This window comes from Roseibium salinum, from assembly GCF_026240905.1.
In the GTDB taxonomy this organism is placed as follows: Bacteria; Pseudomonadota; Alphaproteobacteria; order Rhizobiales; family Stappiaceae; genus Roseibium; species Roseibium salinum.
In genome coordinates this window covers 110522-132395 of sequence record NZ_JAPEVI010000003.1, presented here as the reverse complement: position 1 = coordinate 132395, position 21874 = coordinate 110522, and the positions used below count along the sequence as shown (strand labels likewise).

At 63.3% G+C, this 21874-nt stretch carries 23 protein-coding genes and 1 pseudogene; 7 read left to right on the top strand and 17 right to left on the bottom strand.

The annotated features are described in order from the left end of the window. The 3 genes from ON753_RS05020 to ON753_RS05010 all read right to left on the bottom strand — a co-directional run bounded on the left by ON753_RS05020 (position 1) and on the right by ON753_RS05010 (position 1287). Positions 1-375 (bottom strand): DUF6362 family protein, encoded by a 375-nt coding sequence (locus ON753_RS05020; protein ID WP_265961476.1) that lies wholly within the window; start codon positions 373-375, stop codon positions 1-3. Between the two features lie 103 nt (positions 376-478). Continuing rightward, the gene (locus tag ON753_RS05015; protein ID WP_265961475.1) at positions 479-895 is read right to left on the bottom strand and encodes a hypothetical protein; all 417 of its coding nucleotides are present in this window, start codon (positions 893-895) and stop codon (positions 479-481) included. After that, a complete protein-coding gene (locus ON753_RS05010) occupies positions 895-1287 on the bottom strand; it encodes a hypothetical protein (RefSeq protein WP_265961474.1) in 393 nt (130 codons plus the stop codon). Before ON753_RS05010 ends, ON753_RS05015 begins: the two co-directional genes overlap by 1 nt. A gap of 293 nt (positions 1288-1580) precedes the next feature. Between ON753_RS05010 and ON753_RS05005 the strand changes: the two genes are divergently transcribed. Next, positions 1581-2315, top strand: coding sequence for a LexA family protein (locus ON753_RS05005; RefSeq protein WP_265961473.1), 735 nt, complete (start codon positions 1581-1583; stop codon positions 2313-2315). Positions 2316-2526: 211 nt separating this feature from the next. After that, a complete protein-coding gene (locus tag ON753_RS05000) occupies positions 2527-2844 on the top strand; it encodes a hypothetical protein (protein ID WP_265961472.1) in 318 nt (105 codons plus the stop codon). Between the two features lie 386 nt (positions 2845-3230). Here ON753_RS05000 and ON753_RS04995 read toward each other — a convergent pair whose 3' ends face one another. The 6 genes from ON753_RS04995 to ON753_RS04970 form a co-directional block, all read right to left on the bottom strand. Then, a complete protein-coding gene (locus ON753_RS04995) occupies positions 3231-4181 on the bottom strand; it encodes an acetamidase/formamidase family protein (RefSeq protein ID WP_265961471.1) in 951 nt (316 codons plus the stop codon). After that, on the bottom strand, positions 4178-4969 hold the full coding sequence (locus ON753_RS04990; protein WP_265961470.1) for a FadR/GntR family transcriptional regulator: 792 nt from the start codon (positions 4967-4969) through the stop codon (positions 4178-4180). Before ON753_RS04990 ends, ON753_RS04995 begins: the two co-directional genes overlap by 4 nt. A gap of 35 nt (positions 4970-5004) precedes the next feature. Then, positions 5005-6015: an ABC transporter ATP-binding protein gene (locus ON753_RS04985; RefSeq protein ID WP_265961469.1), complete on the bottom strand. Its 1011-nt coding sequence runs from the start codon at positions 6013-6015 to the stop codon at positions 5005-5007. Next, positions 6012-7949, bottom strand: a complete 1938-nt coding sequence (locus ON753_RS04980) for a dipeptide/oligopeptide/nickel ABC transporter permease/ATP-binding protein (protein ID WP_265961468.1) — start codon at positions 7947-7949, stop codon at positions 6012-6014. The genes ON753_RS04985 and ON753_RS04980 overlap by 4 nt, the downstream gene beginning before the upstream one ends. Then, a complete protein-coding gene (locus ON753_RS04975; protein ID WP_265961467.1) occupies positions 7949-8893 on the bottom strand; it encodes an ABC transporter permease in 945 nt (314 codons plus the stop codon). Before ON753_RS04975 ends, ON753_RS04980 begins: the two co-directional genes overlap by 1 nt. 355 nt (positions 8894-9248) lie before the next feature. Further along, entirely contained in the window at positions 9249-10805 is a 1557-nt protein-coding gene (locus ON753_RS04970; protein WP_265961466.1) for an ABC transporter substrate-binding protein, read from the bottom strand. A gap of 146 nt (positions 10806-10951) precedes the next feature. On the opposite strand from ON753_RS04970, the gene ON753_RS04965 reads away from it, so the two are divergent. Then, complete coding sequence (locus ON753_RS04965; protein WP_265961465.1) at positions 10952-12202, top strand: Zn-dependent hydrolase; 1251 nt, start codon at positions 10952-10954, stop codon at positions 12200-12202. 60 nt (positions 12203-12262) lie between these two features. On the opposite strand, the gene ON753_RS04960 is transcribed toward ON753_RS04965, so the two are convergent. The 5 genes from ON753_RS04960 to ON753_RS04940 form a co-directional block, all read right to left on the bottom strand. Further along, positions 12263-13525 carry a TRAP transporter large permease gene (locus tag ON753_RS04960; RefSeq protein ID WP_265967065.1) on the bottom strand — a complete coding sequence of 421 codons (1263 nt, stop codon included), beginning with the start codon at positions 13523-13525 and terminating at the stop codon, positions 12263-12265. A 53-nt stretch (positions 13526-13578) separates the two neighbouring features. After that, on the bottom strand, positions 13579-14130 hold the full coding sequence (locus ON753_RS04955) for a TRAP transporter small permease subunit (protein WP_265961464.1): 552 nt from the start codon (positions 14128-14130) through the stop codon (positions 13579-13581). A 72-nt stretch (positions 14131-14202) separates the two neighbouring features. Continuing rightward, positions 14203-15015 carry a TRAP transporter substrate-binding protein DctP gene (dctP, locus tag ON753_RS04950; protein WP_265961463.1) on the bottom strand — a complete coding sequence of 271 codons (813 nt, stop codon included), beginning with the start codon at positions 15013-15015 and terminating at the stop codon, positions 14203-14205. Next, on the bottom strand, positions 15005-15226 hold the full coding sequence (locus ON753_RS04945) for a hypothetical protein (RefSeq protein WP_265961462.1): 222 nt from the start codon (positions 15224-15226) through the stop codon (positions 15005-15007). The genes dctP and ON753_RS04945 overlap by 11 nt, the downstream gene beginning before the upstream one ends. A 20-nt stretch (positions 15227-15246) precedes the next feature. Continuing rightward, positions 15247-15819, bottom strand: a complete 573-nt coding sequence (locus tag ON753_RS04940; protein ID WP_265961461.1) for a gluconokinase — start codon at positions 15817-15819, stop codon at positions 15247-15249. Positions 15820-15998: 179 nt separating this feature from the next. Here ON753_RS04940 and ON753_RS04935 point away from each other — a divergent pair. Further along, positions 15999-16957, top strand: a pseudogene (locus ON753_RS04935) (LacI family DNA-binding transcriptional regulator). Positions 16958-17121: 164 nt separating this feature from the next. Here ON753_RS04935 and ON753_RS04930 read toward each other — a convergent pair. Further along, entirely contained in the window at positions 17122-17817 is a 696-nt protein-coding gene (locus tag ON753_RS04930) for a DUF899 domain-containing protein (protein ID WP_265961460.1), read from the bottom strand. Next, entirely contained in the window at positions 17814-18119 is a 306-nt protein-coding gene (locus ON753_RS04925) for a hypothetical protein (RefSeq protein WP_265961459.1), read from the bottom strand. Before ON753_RS04925 ends, ON753_RS04930 begins: the two co-directional genes overlap by 4 nt. A 112-nt stretch (positions 18120-18231) precedes the next feature. Between ON753_RS04925 and ON753_RS04920 the strand changes: the two genes are divergently transcribed. Then, on the top strand, positions 18232-19452 hold the full coding sequence (locus tag ON753_RS04920) for an HTH domain-containing protein (RefSeq protein WP_265961458.1): 1221 nt from the start codon (positions 18232-18234) through the stop codon (positions 19450-19452). Positions 19453-19461: 9 nt separating this feature from the next. Then, positions 19462-20109, top strand: coding sequence for a DUF6923 family protein (locus ON753_RS04915; protein ID WP_265961457.1), 648 nt, complete (start codon positions 19462-19464; stop codon positions 20107-20109). Positions 20110-20128: 19 nt separating this feature from the next. On the opposite strand, the gene ON753_RS04910 is transcribed toward ON753_RS04915, so the two are convergent. After that, positions 20129-21076 carry an AraC family transcriptional regulator gene (locus ON753_RS04910; protein ID WP_265961456.1) on the bottom strand — a complete coding sequence of 316 codons (948 nt, stop codon included), beginning with the start codon at positions 21074-21076 and terminating at the stop codon, positions 20129-20131. Between ON753_RS04910 and ON753_RS04905 the strand changes: the two genes are divergently transcribed. After that, complete coding sequence (locus tag ON753_RS04905; RefSeq protein ID WP_265961455.1) at positions 21044-21670, top strand: helix-turn-helix domain-containing protein; 627 nt, start codon at positions 21044-21046, stop codon at positions 21668-21670. The two genes, ON753_RS04910 and ON753_RS04905, sit on opposite strands and share 33 nt — an antisense overlap. The last annotated feature ends 204 nt before the right edge of the window (positions 21671-21874 follow it).

Here is a 21874-nt window from a genome sequence, read left to right as displayed (position 1 = left end):
TCACCCGTCAGCGTTCGAAACGCGTTCCGCCAGCCGCCTCAGCACCGCCCTGTTGCGGCTCGTCACCGTGGAGCGCTTCCAGCCGTATTTCTCGCAGACCCGGCTGAACCGGCCGCCGCCGGCCTTGCACATGACCTCGAATTGCAGCGCCCGCCGGGCGTCGGCATCCTCGATCAGCGAGAACCAGGTGATCGCCTCTTCCGCCCGGCTGATTTCGGCCGGCTGGAACACACGCCGTCGCCTGGCAAGCTGCCGCCGGTATTCCGGCCAGGCGGTCAGGATGGCGCGCGGTCCGTCGCCCTTGCCCGTAACTGCAATCACTTCAACGGCCTCGACCAGGCTGTTCATGATGTCTTCCGGCGTATCGGGAATCAATCGGAGCTCCTTTGAAACTCGTTCCGGATAATTTCGCACCGACGCGTTTTCAGGAAAGCCTGAAAACGCGTCGTTTCCGTTGCCGCGAGGCAAAGGCGAGCCGTCAAGCGGCACGTGCCTGCGCCCCGCCCTCCATCAGCCGGTCCAGCTCATAAGAGAGCAGGACCGACAGGGTGATCGTCGGGGCCGACGGGTTGATATGCCTGGCGCTCCTGAAAAGCCGGTCCAGGTCGACCCGGTCGAAAGTGTCCAGAAAGCCTGGGCGGTCCAGCCAGTCCGGCTTGCTGAGCACCAGCCACGACACCGCGGTCAGGCACGGCGCCGACCAGCTGCCGCGGTTGCGGGTGGAGTTGATCAACCCGAACACCAGCCGCAGGTGCTCCGGCCCGTGCTTCTTCAACAGCGTCTGGCAGGTCCGCCGTGCCTTGGACTGATGGCGCCCGTCGACCCGCCGGGTATGGCTGACAAAATGAACGCCGTATTCGGCGGCAATCCTGTCCAGGTTTGCGCCCGACGCCATCAGTCGTTTCCCTTCAGAGCTGGCGACGGCTCCTGCCGTGCAGGCTCGCGCTGGAGAGAGGAAAAGGCGGCCTCCGCCCGATCCCGTGCGGTCATCGATTTTTGTTCATGTTTTGTTCTGCTGACAGTTCCCGTTCGACGCGGGACGTCAGCGGAGCGCCCGACCCGCTGACCCGCCCCTGTCTGCCGGCTCGACGCCTGGATCGGCCCCTGGACCGGCACATGTTTACCTCCGCCGTTTTTCACCAGCCGCAGTTCCAGCGTAAGCAGCCGGTTGCGTGCCTTTTCCAGCGCGAACTCATCCTCCAGGCGTGCGCTCGGACGCTCCGCCCTGATCCGGTAATAGGCAACCTTCTCGCGCGCTTCCTCGATCTGATTCTTGAGCTCACTCATAAACGCTCTCCCTTGCGCTCGCCTCGCCGTTGCCATCTTGACCGAAGCACCCGGTCCCTCTTCCCTGCCGATGCTGCCCGCCGGCAGCCATTGCCGGGCCCGACAGGCGTTCAAGCTGTTCTGCAGCTCTGTCGCCCTGTTCCCCGGACATTGTTGCGTTTTCCATCAAATCTCCCGGTTTCAAACAATCACTTGCATTTTCGTACGCTTTATGCGTATGATTGTCAACGTGGAAATCATACGGACTTGTTGGTATCACGTATGCAAACAACAAACAGCACGGCTTGCACAGCATGGACGAGATCACACAATCTGCCGCATCCCGGCAACTTGCGGAACTGAAGGACCGTACGGGCCTGTCGATCCGCGCGATCGCGCGGGAGATGGGTTATCAGAACGCTTCCTCCATCCAGCGCTACTTCAGCCAGGACTATTCCAAACCCGCCCTTCCGTCGGATTTCGTCGCCAAGCTGCTGCCGGTTCTGGTGGGCAGGGGTGAACGGCCCGTGACGCGGGAAGAGGTGCTGGCTTTGGCCCCGGACTCCCTCACCGACCTGGAAGCGGCCGGCGTTCCGCAACGCGCCGCCACGCCGCTGGAAATCAAGGGTCAGGTGGCTGCCGGCCTCTGGATGGAAGCCGGCCTGTTCGAGACGGATGCCACCCGGGAAGCCACGCTGGCGGGCGATCTGCGTTATCCGGAAAAGTGCCAATACCTGTTGCAGATCAATGGCGAAAGCCTCAATCGCATTGCCCGCAACGGAGACTTCATTCTCTGCCTCGACTATCTGGAAGCCGGCATCGAGATCAAGTCCGGCGACCTGGTGGTGGTCGAACGCTCCCGGGACGGCGGGCACACGGTCGAGCGCACGGCCAAGCGCATCGTCCGTCGCAACGATGAAATTGAACTGCGTCCGGAATCCGACGACCCGCGCTTTCAGGAACCGGTGATTTTCAACGAGCATGATGAAGAGGCAACCGAGGTGCGCATCATCGCCAAAATCCTCACGGTGATCCGCCAGATCGACTGAACACCCCTGCCCTCGTCTTCACGATCACCCGGCGCCGGAGCCTGCCGGATGGCCGCCGCGCACCTGGGCGAAAGGCCGAAAAACTCGCGCCAATCGCGTTCCTGCCTCGCCTCTCCATACGTATGTCATTTGCGTACGACGGTGAACGATTGAGTTGACGCGTACGCATATTGCGTATACTCTTGATGCGTATTCAGGAGGGAACAACTTGATGCCATTGAACCTTGACGTGTCGTTCTTTTCAGTCGTTTGCGAGATGGGAAACAGCCTCTTTGTGCCGGAGACGGAATTGCAGGACATGGTCCTTGGCAGGATCATCGAGGATGTGCGCAACGGCCAGCTGGAAAATGTCCGGGCCGTCCTGGAGTTCAACCCCGCCGAAGGCTGGTGCACCGATGTCACCGGCGACGTCATGGCGGCAGCTTTCCCCGAAGAGGAGGGCCGCGAAGAGAGCGAAGACTGGTCCGACTACCGCAGCGAACGCCTGGATGGGCGCCTTGCCGGGGTTTCGGTGCGCGTGGCCGCGTAAGAATGCGCGGCCCGGCATCTTCTCTCGCAACAACCCTCCCGCCAGCTAGCGTCTGCCGTAGCGGGCGGAAGTCGAAGACAGTCTCGCCCCGGCGTCACCCCGGCCCGGCGCAGCGCAGAGCCGGGGCCTACTCGCTGGTCCACTCGGAAAAGCGTGTGAAGAGCTTGCGGGCATGTCTGGTGCACCAATATCAACCGCTCTGAAACCGAGCTGGTCCCGGGTCGCTCTTCGTTGGCCCGGAGTGACTCAGTGGTGTCATCGAGGCGCTCCGCCCGCGTCCGTTCATGCCGAACTCGGAAAACGAGCAAGCCCGGCGCCCCCCAATAGACAAGGACAACATCAAGCAGGAACTTCCGCTCGGAGACGCCCGATGTGACTTCCCCAACCTATCCCAGAACCAGTCTCGGAAAATAGAACGACACAACCCAGTTGGGCGCATCGACGATTTCCGAAATCCGCAGATCCCCGCACACCGATGACAGCATATATGCATCTTCGGCCGGCATTCCCGTCATGTGCGACAGCAGGTCGATCATGGCGCTGACGCTGTCCCGGGACGCCTGCATCAGGTCGTCGCCTATGCCGGTCGTGACAATGTAGCCTTTGCCGTCCAGGTGCCGCGAGCTGGAGCCGTCGGTAACGAAGCGCGGCGTCCTGGGGGCGGCATTCTTGATCACCTCCAGGCAGACCACCATGTCCATGGCGCTCTCGATCGCCGTGCCGCACACCTCGCCGTCGCCCTGCGCCGCGTGGGTGTCTCCGATGGAAAGCAGCGCTCCGGGAACTTCCACCGGCAGATAGAGCACGGCGCCGGCCGTCAGGTCGCGGATATCCATGTTGCCGCCGACCCGGCGCGGCGGGATCACCGAATGGCATTCCGGGGCCGCCGGCGCCACACCGATCGTGCCGACAAACGGCCTCAGCGGTACTTCCGCCATGTCGGAAAAGACGGCGGGTATCTTGCCGGAAGGCTCATAGGACCACAGTTTGAGGGCCGGTTCCTGAAACTGATCGGCCAGCAGCCCGAAGCCCGGAAGGATCGCGGTCCAGCCGAAGCCCGACGGGATGAATTCCTCGATCCGGATCTTGAGCGCGTCCCCCGGCTCGGCCCCTTCCACATAGACGGGCCCGGTGACCGGGTTCGCCGCATCCGGGTCCATCCGGGCAATGTCCGCCGTGGTGCTGTCTTTGTCGAAATGGCCTCCGGCCGCGTCGCGGCACTCGAACAACAGCCTATCGCCGCTCTTGGCGACCTGCACCGGCTCGATCGTCCTGTCCCAGCCAAGATGCGTGTGAGCCTTGTGGATGGTGTGGGCCAGATGCAGATGTTCGCTCATGGTTTCAGGTCTCCGGTTTGAGCCCCCGCCGCACCGCGCGTGCGCATGGCAGCCCGCTCCAGCATGTATTTCTCCGCGTCGGCCATGTGATCGCGCATGATCGTGCGGCAAAGCTCCGCATCGCCCGCCTTGATCGCTCTCAAGAGGCGCACCTGATAATGCAGGCCGGTTTCCCTTAAGGCAGGGTTTGGCTCCTTGTAGATCGACCGGCAGACGGTCATGTCCCGCAGGAGACTGAGCAGAAACGAACAGGTGAAGGCCAGCAGCGGATTGGCGCATTGGCGGGCAAGCTCTTCGTGAAAGTCGAGCTCGGCAAGGCGCTGCGCATATTCTTCCTCGGCCGTTTTCGGTTCGTCTTCATAGAGACGGATGCAGCCCTGCAGCACCTGAAAGGCCGTGACGCTGAGCCTGCCCGCGACGGAGGCCGCAAGCTCCGGCTCAAGTTGTTTGCGCAATGCATAGATGTCGGCGATCGACGGCGGGTCGAACAGGAAGAGGTTGTCCAGCAGCCGGATCGCTGCCCCCGGCTCGACCGACGCGACGAAGACGCCGCCGCCCGGGCCGCTTTTCGTGGAGATCAGCCCCTGGTATTCCAGAACCTTCAGGGCCTCGCGCAAGGTCCCGCGCGCGACCTTCACGGTTTCCGGCATCAGCCAGTCGTTCGGCACCCGGTTTCCCGGCTGAAGCCCGGCCTCGACGATCTGCTCGCGGATCTGCTGGGCCACCATGTCGGTACGCCGCAGGCGTTTGCGGGTCTGGGGATCGGTGGCGCCTTCTGGAATTCTCATAGCCGGATTTTCTTCAAGGATTTCAATCCGCCAGCCTATGCCTGCGCCAGCGGATGATAGCAAGCCGCGCAATGGGTCGCGCCCCGGCCCTGCGCTTCGTCCGGGGCCGGCCTCACCGCGACACAGATTTCCGTTTTCCGCGGGCAGCGCGCCGCAAACGCGCAGCCCACCGGCGGGTTATAAGGGTCGGGCAGTTCGGCCGACGCGTCCTCGGACATCAGGTCGTGACGCCCGGGCGCCGGCGCCGAGCGCATCAGCAGCTCCGTATAGGGGTGCAGCGGGCTCTTGAAGATCTCCCGCGCCGGACCGAGCTCGGCCATGCGTCCGAAATACATCACCGCCACGCGGTCGCTGACGCTCTCCACCACGGACAGATCGTGGCTGATGAAGATATAGGTCAGGCCGAACTGGTCCTTCAGCCGGTCCAGCAGATTGAGGACCTGCGCCTGAACGGAAACGTCCAGTGCCGAGACCGGCTCGTCCAGCACGATCAGCTCGGGACCGGCCGCCAGCGCCCGGGCAATGCCGATACGCTGGGCCTGACCGCCGGAAAACTCGTGCGGATAGCGCTCCAGGAATTCCGGCGCCAGATTGACGGCCTGCAGCAGCTCCTGCAGGCGCCGCTCCCGGCCCTTGGCATCGAGATCCGTCAGATGCTTCAGCGGGGCTTCCAGGATGGTGCGGATGGTCTTGCGCGGATTGAGCGAGGCAACCGGGTCCTGAAAAACATACTGAACCTTGCGCGAAAGGGCGTTGCGGTCTTTCCTGGCCAGCGCCGTCAGGTCCTCTCCCTCGAAGGTGATCGTGCCCGAGGTCGGCAGGTCGAGACCGACGACGAGGCGCGCCAGGGTGGACTTTCCGCAGCCGGATTCCCCGACGACGCCCAGCGTTTCGCCTTTGCGGACATCGAGGGTCAGGCTCTGCACCGCGTGGACGGCCGGTGTCCTGCCGCCGAAAAGCTTGCGCTCGCCGCCAAAAATCCGTTCCACCTCGGCAATGGACAACAGGACGTCGTCGCCCTGGCGCTGCGTCGCCATCTCGTTCATGGGGTCTCTCCCGTTTTGAGCGGATAAAGACAGCGCACGCCCCGCTCCTTCGACGACATCATCAGTTCGATTTCGCCCGAACGGCAGTTCGGCTGTACCCGGGGGCAACGGTCGGCGAAGGCGCATCCCTCCGGCAGATTGTTGACGACCGGCGGTCTGCCCTCGATCGCATCGAGCCGCCTTTCGGGCTCGCCCAGCACCGGCACGCATTCGATCAGCTTGGCCGTATAGGGATGCTGAGGATTGGCAAGCACCTCGTCGGTCCTGCCGGTTTCCACGATGCGGCCCGCATACATCACTCCCACCCGGTCGCAGAGCGCGGAGACCACGCCGAAATCATGGGTGATGAACAGGATCGCCGTATTCCGCTGCCGGCGCAGGCCGTTCATCAGCGTCAGGATCTGCGACTGCACGGTGACATCCAGCGCGGTCGTCGGCTCGTCGGCAATCAGCACCTTGGCGTCATTGGCCAGCGCCATGGCGATGCAGACCCGCTGGCGCATGCCCCCGGAAAGCTCGTGCGGATAGGCCGACAGTCTTTCCCTCGGATTGGGTATGCGCACCAGCGACAGGAGTTCGATCGCCCTTTCGCGAACCTGGGCCGAGGAAAGCGGCTGGTGGGTGCTGATGGCCTCCTTCAACTGGTACCCGACCGTGAACAGGGGATGCAGCGTCGACAAGGGGTCCTGGAACACATAGGCGACGACCCCGCCGCGCAGGTCGCGGATCCGCCGGTCGCTGGCGGCAAAGAGATCCTCGCCTTCCAGATAGGCGGCGCCCCCGGCGATCCGGCCCGGCGGCGTCGGCACCAGTCCCATGATCGACATGGCGGTGACGGATTTGCCCGACCCGGATTCGCCGACAATGCCGAGGCACTCGCCCTCCGCGAGATTGAGATCGACGCCGCCGACGGCCTTGTAGACCGCTCCGCCGATCCGGAACTCGGTGCGCATGTCCCGGACATCCAGCACGCCGTCGTCCTCGGAAGGCGGCGGAATGTCGGCCGGATCGCGCTCCACTGCGGTGCGGGCGACGGGACGCGTCAGCGAACCGGCGCGCAGGCGCGGGTCGAGAACGTCGCGGACGCCGTCGCCGAAGAGATTGATGCTCATCACCAGGACGAAGATCATCAGGCCCGGAATGATGGAAACATGCGGCGCGGTGAACAGGATCTTGCGCCCCTCTCCGAGCATGGACCCGAGGTCCGCCTGCGGCGGCTGTGCGCCGAGCCCGAGGAAGGACAGGCCTGCCGTTTCCAGGATCATCCAGCCGACGGTGGTCGACATGGTAATCACGATGACGGGCAGAACGTTAGGCAGGACCTCGATGAAGAGAATCTGCACCGGCGTCTTGCCGGACAGCCGGGCCGCATCCACGAATTCCCGGCGCGACAGGCCCAGCGTGATGCCGCGAATGTTGCGTGCAAAGAACGGGATGTTCACCAGGGCGATGGCGTAAAGCGCGTTCAGCAGCCCCGGCCCGAGCACGGCCACGATAGCCAGCGCCAGCAGGATATAGGGAAAGGCCATTACCATATCGATGCCGCGCATGATCAACGTATCGACCCGCCCGCCGGCATATCCGGCAACCAGCCCGAGCAGCGACCCGAAAAACGCGGCAATCGCGGTCGCCGAAAGTCCGACCGCCAGGGAGACACGGGTTCCCCAGATCAAACGGGACAGCAGATCCCGGCCGAGATGATCGGTGCCCAGAAGATGACCTTCGCTGAGAGCCGGCATCAGCCGGTCGGCGGGTGCGGTGACATCCGGGTTGGCAAGCGGCAGGATCGGAGCCGCAAGCGCAATCAGGCATATGGCGGCAAGAACGACCAGACCGCCCGTCGCCAGCGAGTTGTTGAGGAGCAGGGCCATGGTGCCCGGCCGTGCGGATTTCTGCTTCGGCTTGGCCGGTGCGTTGAGTGTCGTCTCCGCCATCAGCGCAACCTCGGGTCAAGAAGCGTCTGCATCACATCGGCAAACAGATTGAACAGCACATAGGCGGCGGCCACCACCAGCACCCCGCCCTGCACCAGGAGAAGATCGCGGGTGGAAATCGCCGTGACCAGCATGGTGCCGATACCGGGCCACTGGAAGACGGTCTCGATATAGACCGCGCCGCCGATGACGAACCCCGCCTGAATGCCGATCACCGGAACGACGCTGACCAGCGCGGATTTGAAGGCGTGCTTGTAGATCACCTTGCGCTCGGAAACCCCCTTGGCCCGCGCGGTGCGGATATAGTCCTGACGCAGCACTTCCAGCATCGCGGTGCGCGTCAGCCGGGCGATCACCCCGGTCGCGACCACCGACAGCGTCAGCGCCGGCAGCGTCAGGTGATGGATCAGATCCATCAGGTCGCCGCCGCCATAGATCGCGTACATGCCCGAGGCCGGGAACAGGCGCAGGTTGACCGCAAAGACCAGGATCAGCAGCAGCCCGAGCCAGAAGGACGGGGTGGAAATGCCGATCAGGACCAGCAGCGTGATGACCTTGTCCGCCCAGCCATACTGGCGCACGGCGGACACGATCCCGGCAAGCAGGCCGAAGATGGAGCACAGAACGAGAGAGGTGCCGGCCAGAATGAGCGTTGCGGAAAAGCGCTCCAGCACCTCGTCGAGCACCGGCCGGTTGAGCGTATAGGACCGGCCGAGATCGCCCTGGAGCAGGTTTCCGATCCAGATGAAATATTGCTCGACCAGGGTCTTGTCGAGACCCAGCTGCTTGTTGAGGCGTTCAACATTTTCCGGTGTGGCGTAGGAGCCGAGGATGGCCGTTGCCGGATCGCCCGGGATCATGGCCATGATCAGGAAGACGATGATCGTCAGTCCGAACAGGACCGGGATGGCGGCCAGCAGACGCTTGGCGATATAGGCGGCCATTGTTCTCTCCCTCCTTCATACGCAGCGCCTGGATCAGCTGGCGGTCAGGCGGGGTTGCCTGACCTTGCTTCCCTCCACGACCTCATCCTGAGGAGCGAGCTTGCTCGCGTCTCGAAGGATGGGCGGCACGTTCCGAGCAACCGGCACATCCTTCGAGGCAGCGCTTCGCGCTTCCTCGGGATGAGGTCGCCGTTGCAGCAAGCCTGCTCATCTGAGCCGTCCCCAGAGCAGACTGACGCGGTACGCCTCCAAGGCCTTTCATCCGGTCCGAACGGACAGTTGTCTCCAAACCCGCACCCGGGCCAGAAACGAAAACCCCGGCAGGCCGGACGGCCCGCCGGGGCGGTGTCTTTTGTTACTGGGGCTTCTTGACGTTCTGAAGCATCAGGAAGAAGGACGGCTGCAGCTTGAAGCCTTCCACCGATGCCTTGGTGACGGCATTCTGCTTCCAGTTGGCGACGAAGACCCAGGGCGCGTCCTCGTGGACGATTTCCTGCATCTCCTTGTAGAGCTCGGCGCGTTCGCCCTGGTCGGTCGCCTCACGGGCCTTTTCCAGCAGCTCATCCACCTTGGGGTTGGAATAGTAGCCGGAATTGAAGCCACCCTTGTCCGGCATGGCGTCCGTGCGCAGGGTCAGGAACGGCAGCGTGTCCGGATCGTTGGTCATCCAGGCCATTTCCGCCATGTCCGCCTTGCCTTCCAGGCCCGGGTTCACCTTGCCGAGGAAAGTGTTCCACTCGTAGGTCTCGATCTTGACGTTCATGCCGACTTCCTGAAGGTCCGCCTGAATGGCGGTGCCCATGGCCACGGGATCGAGCATGCCCGAACCGCCTTCGGTCACATAGAAGGTGAGCTCTTCACCGTCGTAGCCGGCTTCCTTCAACAGCTCCTTGGCCTTTTCCGGATCATGGGGATAAGGCTCCAGGCCCTCGTTGTGAGCCCAGGCAAAGGCCGGCGGCGTGGGGCCTGCGGCGACTTCCGCCGTGCCTTGCAGGATGTTCTCAACCAGCGCCTTCTTGTCGATGGCGTAGTTGGCGGCCTGACGGGCGGCCTTGTTGTCGAACGGCGCTTCCTTCGCGTTCAGGATCAGGAACCAGACGTGGGGCCCGGCCTGTTCCAGAACCTTGAAATCGTCGCCCGTGAACTGCTGCAGGCTGTCGGGCGGCACCTCGACCATCACGTCCAGCCCGCCGGCAAGCATTTCGGCGATACGCGTGTTGCCGTCGGTGATCGGACGGAAGACAACCGCTTCCAGTGCCGGTGCGCCGTCCCAGTAATCCTCGTTTCGGGTCACGACGACCTTGGCATTGGCTTCCCATTCCGCGAACTTGTAGGCACCGGTGCCCGAAGGCTGGCGGCCGAAATCCTTGCCGTGCTGCGTCACCGCTTCCGGCGAAACGATCAGGCCGGTCGGATAAGCAAGGTTGGACAGGAACGGCGCATAGGGCGCGCTCAGTTCGAACGTGACGGTCGTCTCGTCTTCCGCGATCACGTTGTCAACGGTGGAAAAGAAGAAGGACAGCGGGAACGGACCGGTGTCGTGATAGGGGTGCTCCTCGTTCAGCATGCGGTCGAAATTGAACTTCACCGCCTCCGCGTTGAACGGCGAGCCGTCATGGAATGTGACGCCCTCGCGTAGCTTGAACGTATAGGTCTTGCCGTCTTCGGAGATCGTCCAGCTTTCCGCCAGACCCGGCTCGACTTCCAGCGTGCCGTCCTTGTAGCGAACCAGCCCGTCATAGACGTTCATCAGGATACGGAAGTCGTTGACCGCCGTGACGGCATGCGGATCGAGCGATTTCGGCTCCGCGATCTGGCCGACGACCAGCACATTGGGTGGCGTTTGCGCCTGCGCCTGCGGTGCAAACGTCAAAAAGGCCGAGGCAAATGCCGCGGCTAGGAATTTTTTCATGACCATTCCCCTCGTTGTATTCTGAAAACAATTAATCATGATTAATTGCAATCCATCAACAATTATTTCATATTTATTTTCGCCTGCGGGTTGCAATCCCGGAGGCGGACACACGCTTACGTACTGATATTCAGGGAGAAATTCAGATGCCGCAGCCTGCTGCCAGCATCAATCCGGAGCGCCTGAAAACGCTCCTGGAAGGGGTCAACCGCTTCGGCTTCAATCCGGAGACGGGCGGTTACAACCGGCCGGGCTTCTCACGGGAGGACCTGGACTGCAGGGCCTGGTTCGCCGCCCAGATGCTGGACGACGGGCTGTCCGTCTGGAACGACGGCGCCCTCAACATCTTCGGCCGCTTCGGGCCGAGGGAGGGCCCGTGCATCATGGCCGGCTCTCACCTGGACACGGTCGTCAATGGCGGGGCCTTTGACGGATCGCTCGGCACTTGCGTGGCCCTGGAATGTGTCCGGGCGATGAAGGACGCCGGCCTCACCCCCCAAAAAGCCATCGAAGTCGCGGCGACCTCGGAAGAAGAAGGCCGCTTCGGCGGGATGCTGGGCTCGCAGGCGATCACCGGCGCCGTGACGGCGGACTGGATCGCACAGGCAACCGATGCCGAAGGCGTGCTCCTGACACAGGCCATGCGCTCTCACGGGCTCAATCCCACCGGCATTCTGGACGCCTCGCGCGCGGCAGGCTCGATCGCCGCCTTCCTGGAACTGCATATCGAACAGGGGCCGGTGCTCGAAGCCGAGCAGATCCCGATCGGTATCGCCGACCGGGTGTCCGGGGTCTGTTATCTGGAACTGGACTTTACCGGCACGGCGAACCATTCCGGCACGACACCGATGAACCTGCGGGCGGACGCCTTTGCCGGCCTGGCGGACCTGGCCGCGACGATCCCGGATCTCATCGGCGCCCACGGCACCGACCAGAGCCGGATCACAATCGGGCACGTCACCCTGACGCCCAACCATCCGCACACCATCCCCGGCGGCGCCAATTTCTCCGTGATCATCCGGGACACTTCGGAAGAGGTGATGCGCACGCTGCGCGAAGCGTTCCTGAAGAACGCACAAGCCGCCGCGGGCAGAAACGACCTCGAAACCGCCGTCACCGAACGCAGCTGGCTGTCTCCCGTCCTGCTCGACAGCGGACTTGCCGACCTTCTGGAAAACCTCGCCGGGCAGCACGGCCTTCCCGCCAGGCGCATGCCCTCGGGCGCCGGACACGACGCCCAGACCATGCAGGCCTTCTGCCCGTCCGCCCTGATCTTCGTCCCGAGCCGCGGCGGCATCAGCCATGCGCCGCAAGAGCACAGCGACTGGTCCGACATCGAAAAGGGCGCCAACCTGATGCTTCAGGCGATGATCGAGCTGTCGGGAGCAACGGGCTGACCGCGATTAAGGGTCGTTGCCGAGTACCGCACCCGCATCGGGGTGCGGTACTCGGTATTCCTACCTCCCAGTGATCCCCGGGAATGCGATCAGGATGATCACCGCGAGGATCTGCATGGCGATGAACGGCAGCAGCGAGCGGAAGATCGTCGCAAGGGAGATGCCCGGAGGCGCCACGCTCTTCAGGTAGAATGCGGCAGGCCCGAAGGGCGGCGACAGGAACGACACCTGCATGTTCATGCAGAACAGGACGCCGAACCAGACCGGATCGTAGCCGAGGGTTTTGATGATCGGCACGAAGATCGGCATGGTCAGGAGGGCGATCCCGACCCAGTCGAGGAACATGCCGAGCACGAACAGGATCAGCATCATGAACAAGAGGATGATGGTCGGGTTTTCCGAGATGCCGGAAATGAGTTCCGAGACGAAGTCGATGCCGCCCATCAGGTTGAAGACGCCGACCAGGGCGCTGGCACCGATGCCGATCCACACGATCATGCCGACGGTCTGCAGGGTCTGCAGGGCCGCCCCCTTCAGAAGGCCGAGCGTGAACTCGCGCCGCACGATCGTGGAAAGAAGCACACCGGCAACGCCGACCGCCGAGGCCTCCGTCACGCTGGCGATGCCTCCATAGATCGAGCCGAGCACGCCCGCCACGACCATAAGCGGCAGGATCAGCCCCTTCAGCAGCCTGACCTTTTCCGCGGTGGGAACATCGTCCTCCTCGGGCACCGGCGCCAGGGCCGGATTGAGATGGGCGCGGATAAGGACATAGGCCACGTAGAAGCCGGCCAGCATCAGGCCCGGCAGGAAAGCCGCCGTGAACAGGTCGCCCACCGAGACATTCGCCGTCAGGCCGTAGATGATCAGCACGATCGACGGCGGCACCATGGTGCCCAGCGCGCCGCCGGCACACACGACGCCGATCGCAAGATGCTTGTCGTAACCGAGCCGCAGCATCTGCGGCAGGGCGACCAGGCCGAGCAGAACCACCTCCCCGCCGATGATGCCGCTCATGGCCGCCAGAATGACCGCGACGGCGATCGTCTGAATGGCAACCCCGCCGCGCAGCCGGCCGCCGAGCAGGCGCATGGCGTCGAACAGGTCCCGCGCAATTCCCGACCGGTCCAGGATGGCGGCCATCAGCACGAACATCGGAACGGAGACGAAGACGAAGGAGGAGACGAAGGAATAGACGCGGCTGGTGATCAGCGGCACGACCATGGGGCCGAACCAGCCCAGGGCGAAGATCAGCGCAACCAGCAGCGTGACGAAGGCGAGCGGAATGCCGGTGACCAGAAGGCCGAGCAGCATGACGAACATGAGCAGAGTGCCGCTCTCGATGCCGAGCGCCTGAAAAGATCCGAAAAACTCAGTCACTTGCGCCCCCGGGCATAATTGTAGGCCAGTATCAGGAACTGGACGGCCATCACGGCCAGCACACAAAGAAGGAACACCTTGACGAGGCCCGGGAAAACCGGGTCCCAGGCGCTGCCCGAGCGTTCCAGCCGGAAGCTGCCGTCCGGGCGGAAAGCGGCGCGCTCGACCATCAGCCAGGCGGCCCAGGCGAAAATGGCGCTGGACAGGGCACAGATGATCGAGATGACGATGTCGAAGGCGCGCCTTACGGAGCGCGGCAAGGCGTCATAGATGAGCACGACGCGGATATGCCGGTCACGGGCGGCGCAATAAAGGCCGCCATAGATGAAGGCGATGCCGCACAGGAAAATGGTGGTTTCGTGCGCCCAGATCGTCGGCGCATTGAAGATGTAGCGAAGCAGCACCTCGTTGAGCAGAACCAGCATCGACACGACGATGCCGGCAGCAAATACCAGTCCGGTACGGTCGATCCACCGGCCGAGCAGGCCTGCTTGCGGGATGGCTCCCGGGGTCTCTTCCACCGGGGCGGTTTCTTTCAGGTCCGGCATGCGTCCTCCCTTCTTAAAAAACGGGCGCTGACGCGCCCGTTTCCTTTATCGGTTCGTTTCTGGCTGGCCAGGTTACTGCACAAGCCCCTGTTCCTTAAGGTAGGATGTCAGGACGTCGTAGACGCGCTGGGCGTTTTCGGACCGCTCGGCCACCTTTTCCCATTCACCCATGGCGATGGTTCTGAACTTGGCGCGCTCTTCCGCCGGCCAGTCGATCACGGTGATCTTGCCGCCGGCCTTGGCTTCTTCCACCGCCTTCAGGTCGTTCTCGGCGAGAGCTTCCACCTGGCTGCGGGAGAACTCGGCAACGCTTTCTTCAAGGACGGTCTGCAGTTCCGGCGGCAGGCTTTCCCACTTGTCCTTGTTCATCGAAATTTCGACGAGCGGCATGGAGTGGAAGCCAGGATAGACCGGGTACGGCGCAACGTCGTGCAGGCCCTGGGCATGGTTGGTCGAGAAGACGGAGTAGTCCGCCGCATCGATCACGCCCTTGTCGAGCCCGGTGAAGACTTCCGAGCCGGGGAGATTGACCGGCGCGGCGCCCGCCGCGGCAAAGACCTGCTGGACAAGACCTTCCGGCGCCCGCAGCTTCAGCCCGTTCAGGTCGTCGACGCCCTTTAGCTCGACCTTGGAGACGAAGGCTTCCAGGCCCGGCGTGGTCGCGCCGATGAAGTGCAGTCCATACGGCTCCAGAAGCTCGTTCATGAGTTCCTTGCCGCCGCCATCTGCCATGAAGTCGAACATTTCATCCGGCGACGACCAGGCACCGACCGGGTTCGCGATCAGGCCGAAGGCCGGGTCCTTGCCCGCGAAATAGGATGTATCGGTGATGTGGCCGTCGAGGATGCCGCCGGCAATCGCGTCCTGGGTTTCGTTATGGGCCACGATGGATCTCGACCGGCAACAGGTTGATCTCGACACGCCCGTCGGTCTTTTCCTTCACACTTTCGGCCCAGCCCTGCTGCAACTCGAAATTCGGGTTGCCGGACGGATCAGACGATTGAAAGCGGAACGAAAATTCCTGTGCGGCCGCAGAGGCCATCAGGCCGCCGACTGCGACGGCCGCCAGGGCGGTTCTGGTAAGAGTTTTCAGCATGGTGTCCTCCCATCAAGGTGTTATTCGCCGTCCGTGACGGTGACGGCGTCTTCCGCGGCCAGTTGATACTGCCGCAATTGATCCATTGCCTTTTGAACAAGCACGCCGACAGGCAATGAGATATCGAGCGTGAAGCCGGCCTCCCCCTTCTCGAGTGGCTCAAGGGTTTTCAGCTGGCTTTCGAGCAAGGCCTTGCCGACGAAGTGATCCTGCCGGTTGGCCAGGCGTTGCTCGATCAGGTATTTCGGTCCGGCCAGGTGAATGAAGACGCAGGACCTGAGCCCGGCGCGAAGCCGGTCGCGATAGTCCCGGCGCAGGGCCGAACAGGCGACGACGGCGCCACCGGTTTGCGCCACTTGCCGCTCGGCCGCGGCGGCAACCGCATCCAGCCACGGCCGCCTGTCGTCTTCGCTGAGCGCTATTCCGGCCGCCATCTTGCGCCTGTTTTCCTCGCTGTGGAAATCATCGGCCTCAACCATGCCGGTTCCGAGTGCGTCCGATAGTTGTCCGGCGAGCAGAGTTTTGCCGACGCCGCACACACCCATGACGACGATGGCCGTGCCTGCACCGATCTCTGCCTTTCGCGGTCCCATGTCCGTCCTCAACGCGTCTCCGATTGGCTGCATTCAATATGGTAGCGCTAACATTTGTCAACCCGATTTTTCTGGGTTATGATCTCCGAAACCACCAAATCCGGAGCAACTACCTGTAATGGCTTTATAATTTGCGACCAACACTTTCCGATGTGGCCCGCATTGCGGGTGTTAGCGCTATGACCGTTTCTAGGGCGTTGCGAAATCCTGACAAGGTGTCCGCCAAAACCCTCGACAAGATCCGGGAGGTGGTCGACAGGCTCGGCTATGTGCCCGACCCGGCGGCAAGCGCCCTGGCGGCGGGCAAGACCAACGTCATCGGCGTCATCGTCCCGTCCGTGACCAACAACGTTTTTTCCGACGTCATGCGCGGCATCTACGAGCGCTCGGAAGGGCTGAAATGGCAGATCCAGCTCGGCAATTCCCGCTATTCGCCGCTGGAGGAAGAGCGGCTGGTGCGCACGTTCCTGAGCCAGAAGCCGGCCGGATTGATCGTCTCCGGCCTGGACCAGTCGGAGACAACGGCAGCGCTCCTGACGGCCGCCGATTGCCGGATCGTGCAGATCATGGAATGCGGCCCCTCCCCCTACGACCTGATGATCGGCTTTTCCCATTCCGACGCTTCCGGGGCGGCCACACGCCACCTGCTGGAAGCCGGCTATCGCAGGCCGGGCTATATCGCCGCCCGGCTCGACCCGCGCAGCCAGCGCCGCCTGCAGGGCTTTCGCGACGCCGCCCGGCAGGCCGGCGTTCTCGATCCCGCCCGCATCGTCACCACCCCCGGCCTTCCACGGTCACGCTCGGCTGCGAACTGCTGGCCGATCTCCTGTCCAGGGCCCCGGACACGGATTCCATCCTGTGCAACAACGACGACCTGGCGCTGGGCGCCATGTTCGAATGCCGGCGGCGCGGACTGAACATCCCGCAGGACATCGGCATCTGCGGCTTCAATGATCTTGAAATGATGGCCGCCGCCAGCCCCTCGATCACCAGCGTCAGGACCTATCGCCTGGAGATGGGCCGCCAGTCCATGCAGATGATGCTGGATGCCCTGGCGGGGAGCGAACCGGACCGGCCGGTGATCGACCTCGGCTTCGAAGTCATTGCGCGTGAGAGCACCAGGCGGAGCGTGGGCTGAGGTTGCCGGGCCCTCGGACGCGGGCTCGCAAGCGGCGCCCCCTGACGCTGCCCATACACAGGATTGCGCCCGCGGCCCGGTTGCGATGAACCAGGTCAGCGGGTTTCAGGATCGGGCGCGAAAACACAACCACCTGGATTGTCACCAGGTGGCTGTCTTCCGGTTCAGTATTCGTCGTGCAGCCGGACCCAGTTCATGGTGCCGCCGGTCTCGTTGCGGCCCTTGGGCGTGAGGTCGAGCCAGTTGAATGCCCCCATCAGCAGTTCATTGCCGCGGTGGTAGGTCGAGTAGGTGTGGAATATATTGCCCTCCCCGTCCTTTGCAAAAATGCTGGTGCCGAACATGTCAGCGGCTTTCTCGATCACGGTCTTGCCGTAGTTGTAGGTTGCCCGGCCGGCGGCGCGGTCTTCCGGCGTGAACGACACGCCGAAATCGTAGTTGAAGTCGCTATCGCCGGAGGAAACCCAGGGAAACGTCCAGCCCATCCGCTTCTTCACGTCCTCGATCCGCTCAACCGGCGCGCGCGAGACCGCCGCGAAGGCGAGATCCGCATGCTCGAAATGCTGCCGCGCCGCGTCGATATTGTCGGCGATGAACGAGCAGCCAGGGCAGACATGGTCCGAGCCCGGTGCCAGCATGAAATGATAGATGGCAAGCTGGCTGCGGTCGCCGAACAGGTCGCCCAGCGAACATTTCCCCTCAGGACCTTCGAAGACATAGTCCTTCTCGATCCTGACCCAGGGCAACTGCCGGCGCTCGGCGCGAAGCGCATCGAGCTCGTGAGTGAGGGAAAGCTCTCTGGCAAGAAGCGCCTTGCGGGCGGCAAGCCATTCTTCGCGGGATACGACGGAGTGTGTCATGGTTGGTCTCCTTGAGTTTGGGGTTCGGTTTGGGTTGTGGGGTATTTGAACTGCCGCGGATGAGCGAAAGCGAGCTTCAGCCAGGGTGTGGCATGGAAAAGGCTCATCAGCAGGTACATCCAGGTCATGCCGTCAATCGGCAGGATGTCCGAAGCCGGAGAGCAGATGTGGAGTTGCGAAGCATCGTTCCAGGACATCCACGCCATCAGCGCGAATGTCGGAGAGGCCGCAAGACCCAGCCAGCCGGCCGCTCCCGGCGACTGCCGGGCCCGCCCATTCCATTTTCCGGTTTTGAATGACATGGTCATTTTCGGCTATCCGTTCGTTGTTGACCGCTTCCGGTCGCTGCAGAACCGAACCAAGATGTAAGGCGAGGAAAAAAGAAGCGTGAGTTACAAACGTGACGGGATTTGAATGGACTCGCTGATCACGGCGGCCGCGCGCGCCCTTGCGGCGGGCGAACCGCTTGCCGCGTTGAAACGGGTGGCGTTGCGCGACGACGCCCCGGCCCTGGCGCTGCGCGGCCTTGCGATGGCGCAGCTTGGCGACCTGGCGCGCGCCAGGGAACTGCTGCGGGCCGCAACGCGGGCATTCGGTCCGAAGGAACCTGTGGCCCGGGCGCGCTGCCAGGTCGCTGAAGCGGAGATCGCGCTCGTATTGCGCGATCTCGGCCGGCCCATGCAGATGCTCGATACCGCGCGGACAATGCTTGAAGCGCACGGCGACCGGACGAACGCGGCCCATGCGGGCTATCTCGATGCCCGGCGGCTTCTCCTCATCGGCCGGCTCGACCAGGCCGAACGGATGCTCGACGGTCTCGATACCGACGCGTTGCCACCGACGTCCAGAGCCGGATACTGGCTGGTGGCGGCAGGGATCGCGATGCGGCGCATCCGGACGCAACCGGCCAAGGCAGCGATTGACCAGGCAGCGCGCGCGGCACGCGAAACAGGAATCCCTTCACTGGCGGTCGAAGTCGATCGCGCATCGCAGGCACTGGCCGCCCCCGCCGCGCGTCTCACCGGGCGAAACGGCGAACAACTCCTGCCACTCGCCGAGGTCGAGGCGGTGCTGGCCTCGGATGCCCTGATCGTCGATGCCTGCCGCAATGCCGTACGAGCCGGTCCAACCGTCATTCCGCTCGTCAGCCGACCGGTGCTGTTCGCGCTCGCCCGTGTACTCGCCGAGGCATGGCCCGGGGATGCGGCGCGAGAAACGCTTCTCATCCGGGCCTTCGGCGCAAGGCACGCCGACGAGTCGCACCGCGCGCGCTTGCGCGTCGAGATCGGCCGGCTCCGCGTGGCGATCAGGCCCCTGGCCGGTTTGACGGCGACGAAACGGGGCTTCGCCCTGGAGCCTCGAGACGCAGGCTCGGTTGCCATCCTCCTTCCCCCCGAAGAGGATGATCATGCCGAGGTACTTGCCCTCTTGGCCGATGGCGAGGCCTGGTCAAGTTCCGCATTAGCACTGGCCCTCGGCGTCAGTTCGCGAACGGTGCAAAGGGCGCTTGACGCGCTTGCGGAAGGCGGCAAGGTCGAGTCCTTCGGCCGCGGCAGGGCTTGCCGCTGGATCGCGCGCAAGGAGCCGGGATTCCCGACAAGTTTGTTACTCCCCGCGCCGACGATTACGGGTTAGATTCAAACCATGAAACACGCACCCGCCGAAATCCTCCGTGAATATGGCCCCTTTCCCGGAGTAGATGGCGTCCACGGGGTCAGCTTCGACGGAAACCTGGTCTGGTTCGCAACCGGCGAACGGCTGAACGCGCTCGATCCCGAGACCGGGGAGACCATGAGATTGCTCGACGTCACCGCGGACGCGGGCACGGCGTTCGACGGGACCTATCTCTACCAGATCGCGGAAACCGTCATCCGCAAGATCGATCGCGAAACGGGCGACGTGATCGGCTCGATCCCGGCGCCCGGCAATGGCGGGGATTCAGGACTTGCCTGGGCGGAAGGATCGCTCTGGGTCGGCCAGCACCGCGACCGCAAGATCCATCAGGTCGATCCCGAGACGGGCGAGGTTCTCCGCACCCTTCAATCCGAACGGTTCGTCACCGGTGTCACCTGGATCGAGGGTGAATTCTGGCACGGCACCTGGCAGGACGACCAAAGTGACCTCCGGCGTATCGATCCCCAGACCGGAGAGGTTCTGGCAATTCTGGACATGCCGCCGGGAACGGGAGTCTCGGGCCTTGAGTCCGACGGCCGCGGCCGCTTTTTCTGCGGCGGCGGAAACAGCGGAACCGTGAGAGTCGTCCGCCGTCCCGGGACGCCTCCCCGGTCCTGACGATGACCGGCGCTGAGTGTCACTCGGTCTCGGAGAGCGCTTGGAAGCTCTGGCCGCGATAGTCCGTCGGCGTGACGCCGGTGAACCGGCGAAAGGCGCGCGTGAAGTGTTGCGGGCTCTCGTAGCCCGCCATCATCGCGACATCTATGACCTTTAGCGTAGGATCGTCGAGGCTCGTGCAGGCAAGCTCGAAGCGGGCCTCCTGAAGGATCTGCGAATAGGAACTTCCGCACAGCTTGAGCCGTCGCTGCAGTGTGCGCGTGCTGATCCCGGCCATCTCGGCGGCAAAGGCGACATCGATGCGACCGTCGTTCAGATAGGGCTGAACCATCTTTCGCAGCAACCCGACAAACTGCCACTCGTCCGCTCGGCCCTTTTGCTGATCTCCCGAAGCCACCGACGCGTTCGTCGACCGTGCGAGATATGCACGCTCGACGACAACAGATGTATGCGGTCGGCCCACCAGTATGCGCGTATTTGGAAACGCCTTGTGGACGGCCTCGGGCAGACGATGGGAAGATACGAAGCACAACTCGCTTGGGCACCACAACGGCCCCGCGACACTGCGCACCACCGAAATGACGGCCTGCAGGTTCAGCCATTCTGCAAAACACAGATGAGGATGGCCTGCAAATCCCGCCATGTCGCAGATAACGCGAACATCTTCCGCCTCCTGCCGGACGCTCATTTCAAGGACACTGTCCTCGGAGCGCGACAAGGCGACCAGCGCCTCCAGACGCCTCAGGCCGGTTTGCGCCGTCATGATGACGGCCTGCTGGACGGGACGCAAAGACGACAGAGAGGCATTACGTGCGCCGAGCAACCCCAGTTCCATGGGGTGAAGGTCGTGACCGGTGCGCGCGACCCACTCCATGGCGACGCGGACACTGACATATAGGTCCGGCGTCTCTTCAACATGTCTCGGCAGTTTCGAGTGCGCAAGGTCACGGTCGACTGGAGCGCCCACGGTGCGCAGTGCCGATATGTAGTTGATCAGGTGAGTCGCCCGGACGAGCGCAAGCCTGCTTTCCAAACGCAATCCTCTCGGCTCGCCCGCCTGAAATTTGGCGCGCAATGGTCTGAATTCATATTCCGAATAGGTCAAAGTGGTCAATGCGACAACCTTCAACTCAGGGTAACACGGATGCCCCGCCGAACGAAGGATTCCGAACAGGAGCTTGCCAGGATCAGCTCGGTGATCGCCGGGCTTGCTCTGACGGGCACGATATCACTCAAGTCGGCGGCAAATCATCTCGAAGTGAGCCCGCGAACGCTTCAGCGCAGATTGAACAGGTTTGGCATCAACTTCTGGGCACTCGTCGAACAAAGCCGTTTCCGGATTGCCGGTGCATTGCTGCGCGAAACGGACCTGCAGGTCCGGGAAATTGCCGCCAGCCTGGGCTACGGCACGCCGAGCACCTTCGGCCGAGCTTTCACCAAGTGGGCGGGCCGTTCGCCAAATGCCTACAGGAAAGCTCACACGGACGGGGCTCTCCGGAGCGGAACAATGGCGCGAAATGGGCAGCAGCGACACGTGACTGAGCGTAACCTTCGACGCTGAACGGGACCTGCCCAAAAGGAAACAACGGATGATACGCCTGACCGCCATGAGCGCTTTCGCACTCGCCGTCGCCATAACGCCAGCGACGGGGCAGGTCACGCCTGCTGAACTTGGTGCGATATCCATACCCGACAAGGTCGAAACATCAATCGGCACGCTCGAGTTCTTCGATGGCGTCCCCAGGGACGCGACAATTTCCAAGGT

Coding starts and splice junctions, on each gene's coding strand:
- ON753_RS05015 (WP_265961475.1), bottom strand. CDS start 895: ATGGCGTCGGGCGCAAACCTGGACAGGATTGCCGCCGAATACGGCGTT.
- ON753_RS04990 (WP_265961470.1), bottom strand. CDS start 4,969: ATGAGAATTCCAGAAGGCGCCACCGATCCCCAGACCCGCAAACGCCTG.
- ON753_RS04970 (WP_265961466.1), bottom strand. CDS start 10,805: ATGAAAAAATTCCTAGCCGCGGCATTTGCCTCGGCCTTTTTGACGTTT.
- ON753_RS04925 (WP_265961459.1), bottom strand. CDS start 18,119: ATGTCATTCAAAACCGGAAAATGGAATGGGCGGGCCCGGCAGTCGCCG.
- ON753_RS05000 (WP_265961472.1), top strand. CDS start 2,527: ATGCCATTGAACCTTGACGTGTCGTTCTTTTCAGTCGTTTGCGAGATG.
- ON753_RS04975 (WP_265961467.1), bottom strand. CDS start 8,893: ATGGCCGCCTATATCGCCAAGCGTCTGCTGGCCGCCATCCCGGTCCTG.
- ON753_RS05005 (WP_265961473.1), top strand. CDS start 1,581: ATGGACGAGATCACACAATCTGCCGCATCCCGGCAACTTGCGGAACTG.
- ON753_RS04930 (WP_265961460.1), bottom strand. CDS start 17,817: ATGACACACTCCGTCGTATCCCGCGAAGAATGGCTTGCCGCCCGCAAG.
- ON753_RS04995 (WP_265961471.1), bottom strand. CDS start 4,181: ATGAGCGAACATCTGCATCTGGCCCACACCATCCACAAGGCTCACACG.
- ON753_RS04945 (WP_265961462.1), bottom strand. CDS start 15,226: ATGCTGAAAACTCTTACCAGAACCGCCCTGGCGGCCGTCGCAGTCGGC.
- ON753_RS04980 (WP_265961468.1), bottom strand. CDS start 7,949: ATGGCGGAGACGACACTCAACGCACCGGCCAAGCCGAAGCAGAAATCC.
- ON753_RS04915 (WP_265961457.1), top strand. CDS start 19,462: ATGAAACACGCACCCGCCGAAATCCTCCGTGAATATGGCCCCTTTCCC.
- ON753_RS04965 (WP_265961465.1), top strand. CDS start 10,952: ATGCCGCAGCCTGCTGCCAGCATCAATCCGGAGCGCCTGAAAACGCTC.
- ON753_RS04960 (WP_265967065.1), bottom strand. CDS start 13,525: ATGTTCGTCATGCTGCTCGGCCTTCTGGTCACCGGCATTCCGCTCGCC.
- ON753_RS04940 (WP_265961461.1), bottom strand. CDS start 15,819: ATGGGACCGCGAAAGGCAGAGATCGGTGCAGGCACGGCCATCGTCGTC.
- ON753_RS05010 (WP_265961474.1), bottom strand. CDS start 1,287: ATGAGTGAGCTCAAGAATCAGATCGAGGAAGCGCGCGAGAAGGTTGCC.
- ON753_RS04955 (WP_265961464.1), bottom strand. CDS start 14,130: ATGCCGGACCTGAAAGAAACCGCCCCGGTGGAAGAGACCCCGGGAGCC.
- ON753_RS04920 (WP_265961458.1), top strand. CDS start 18,232: ATGGACTCGCTGATCACGGCGGCCGCGCGCGCCCTTGCGGCGGGCGAA.
- ON753_RS04985 (WP_265961469.1), bottom strand. CDS start 6,015: ATGAACGAGATGGCGACGCAGCGCCAGGGCGACGACGTCCTGTTGTCC.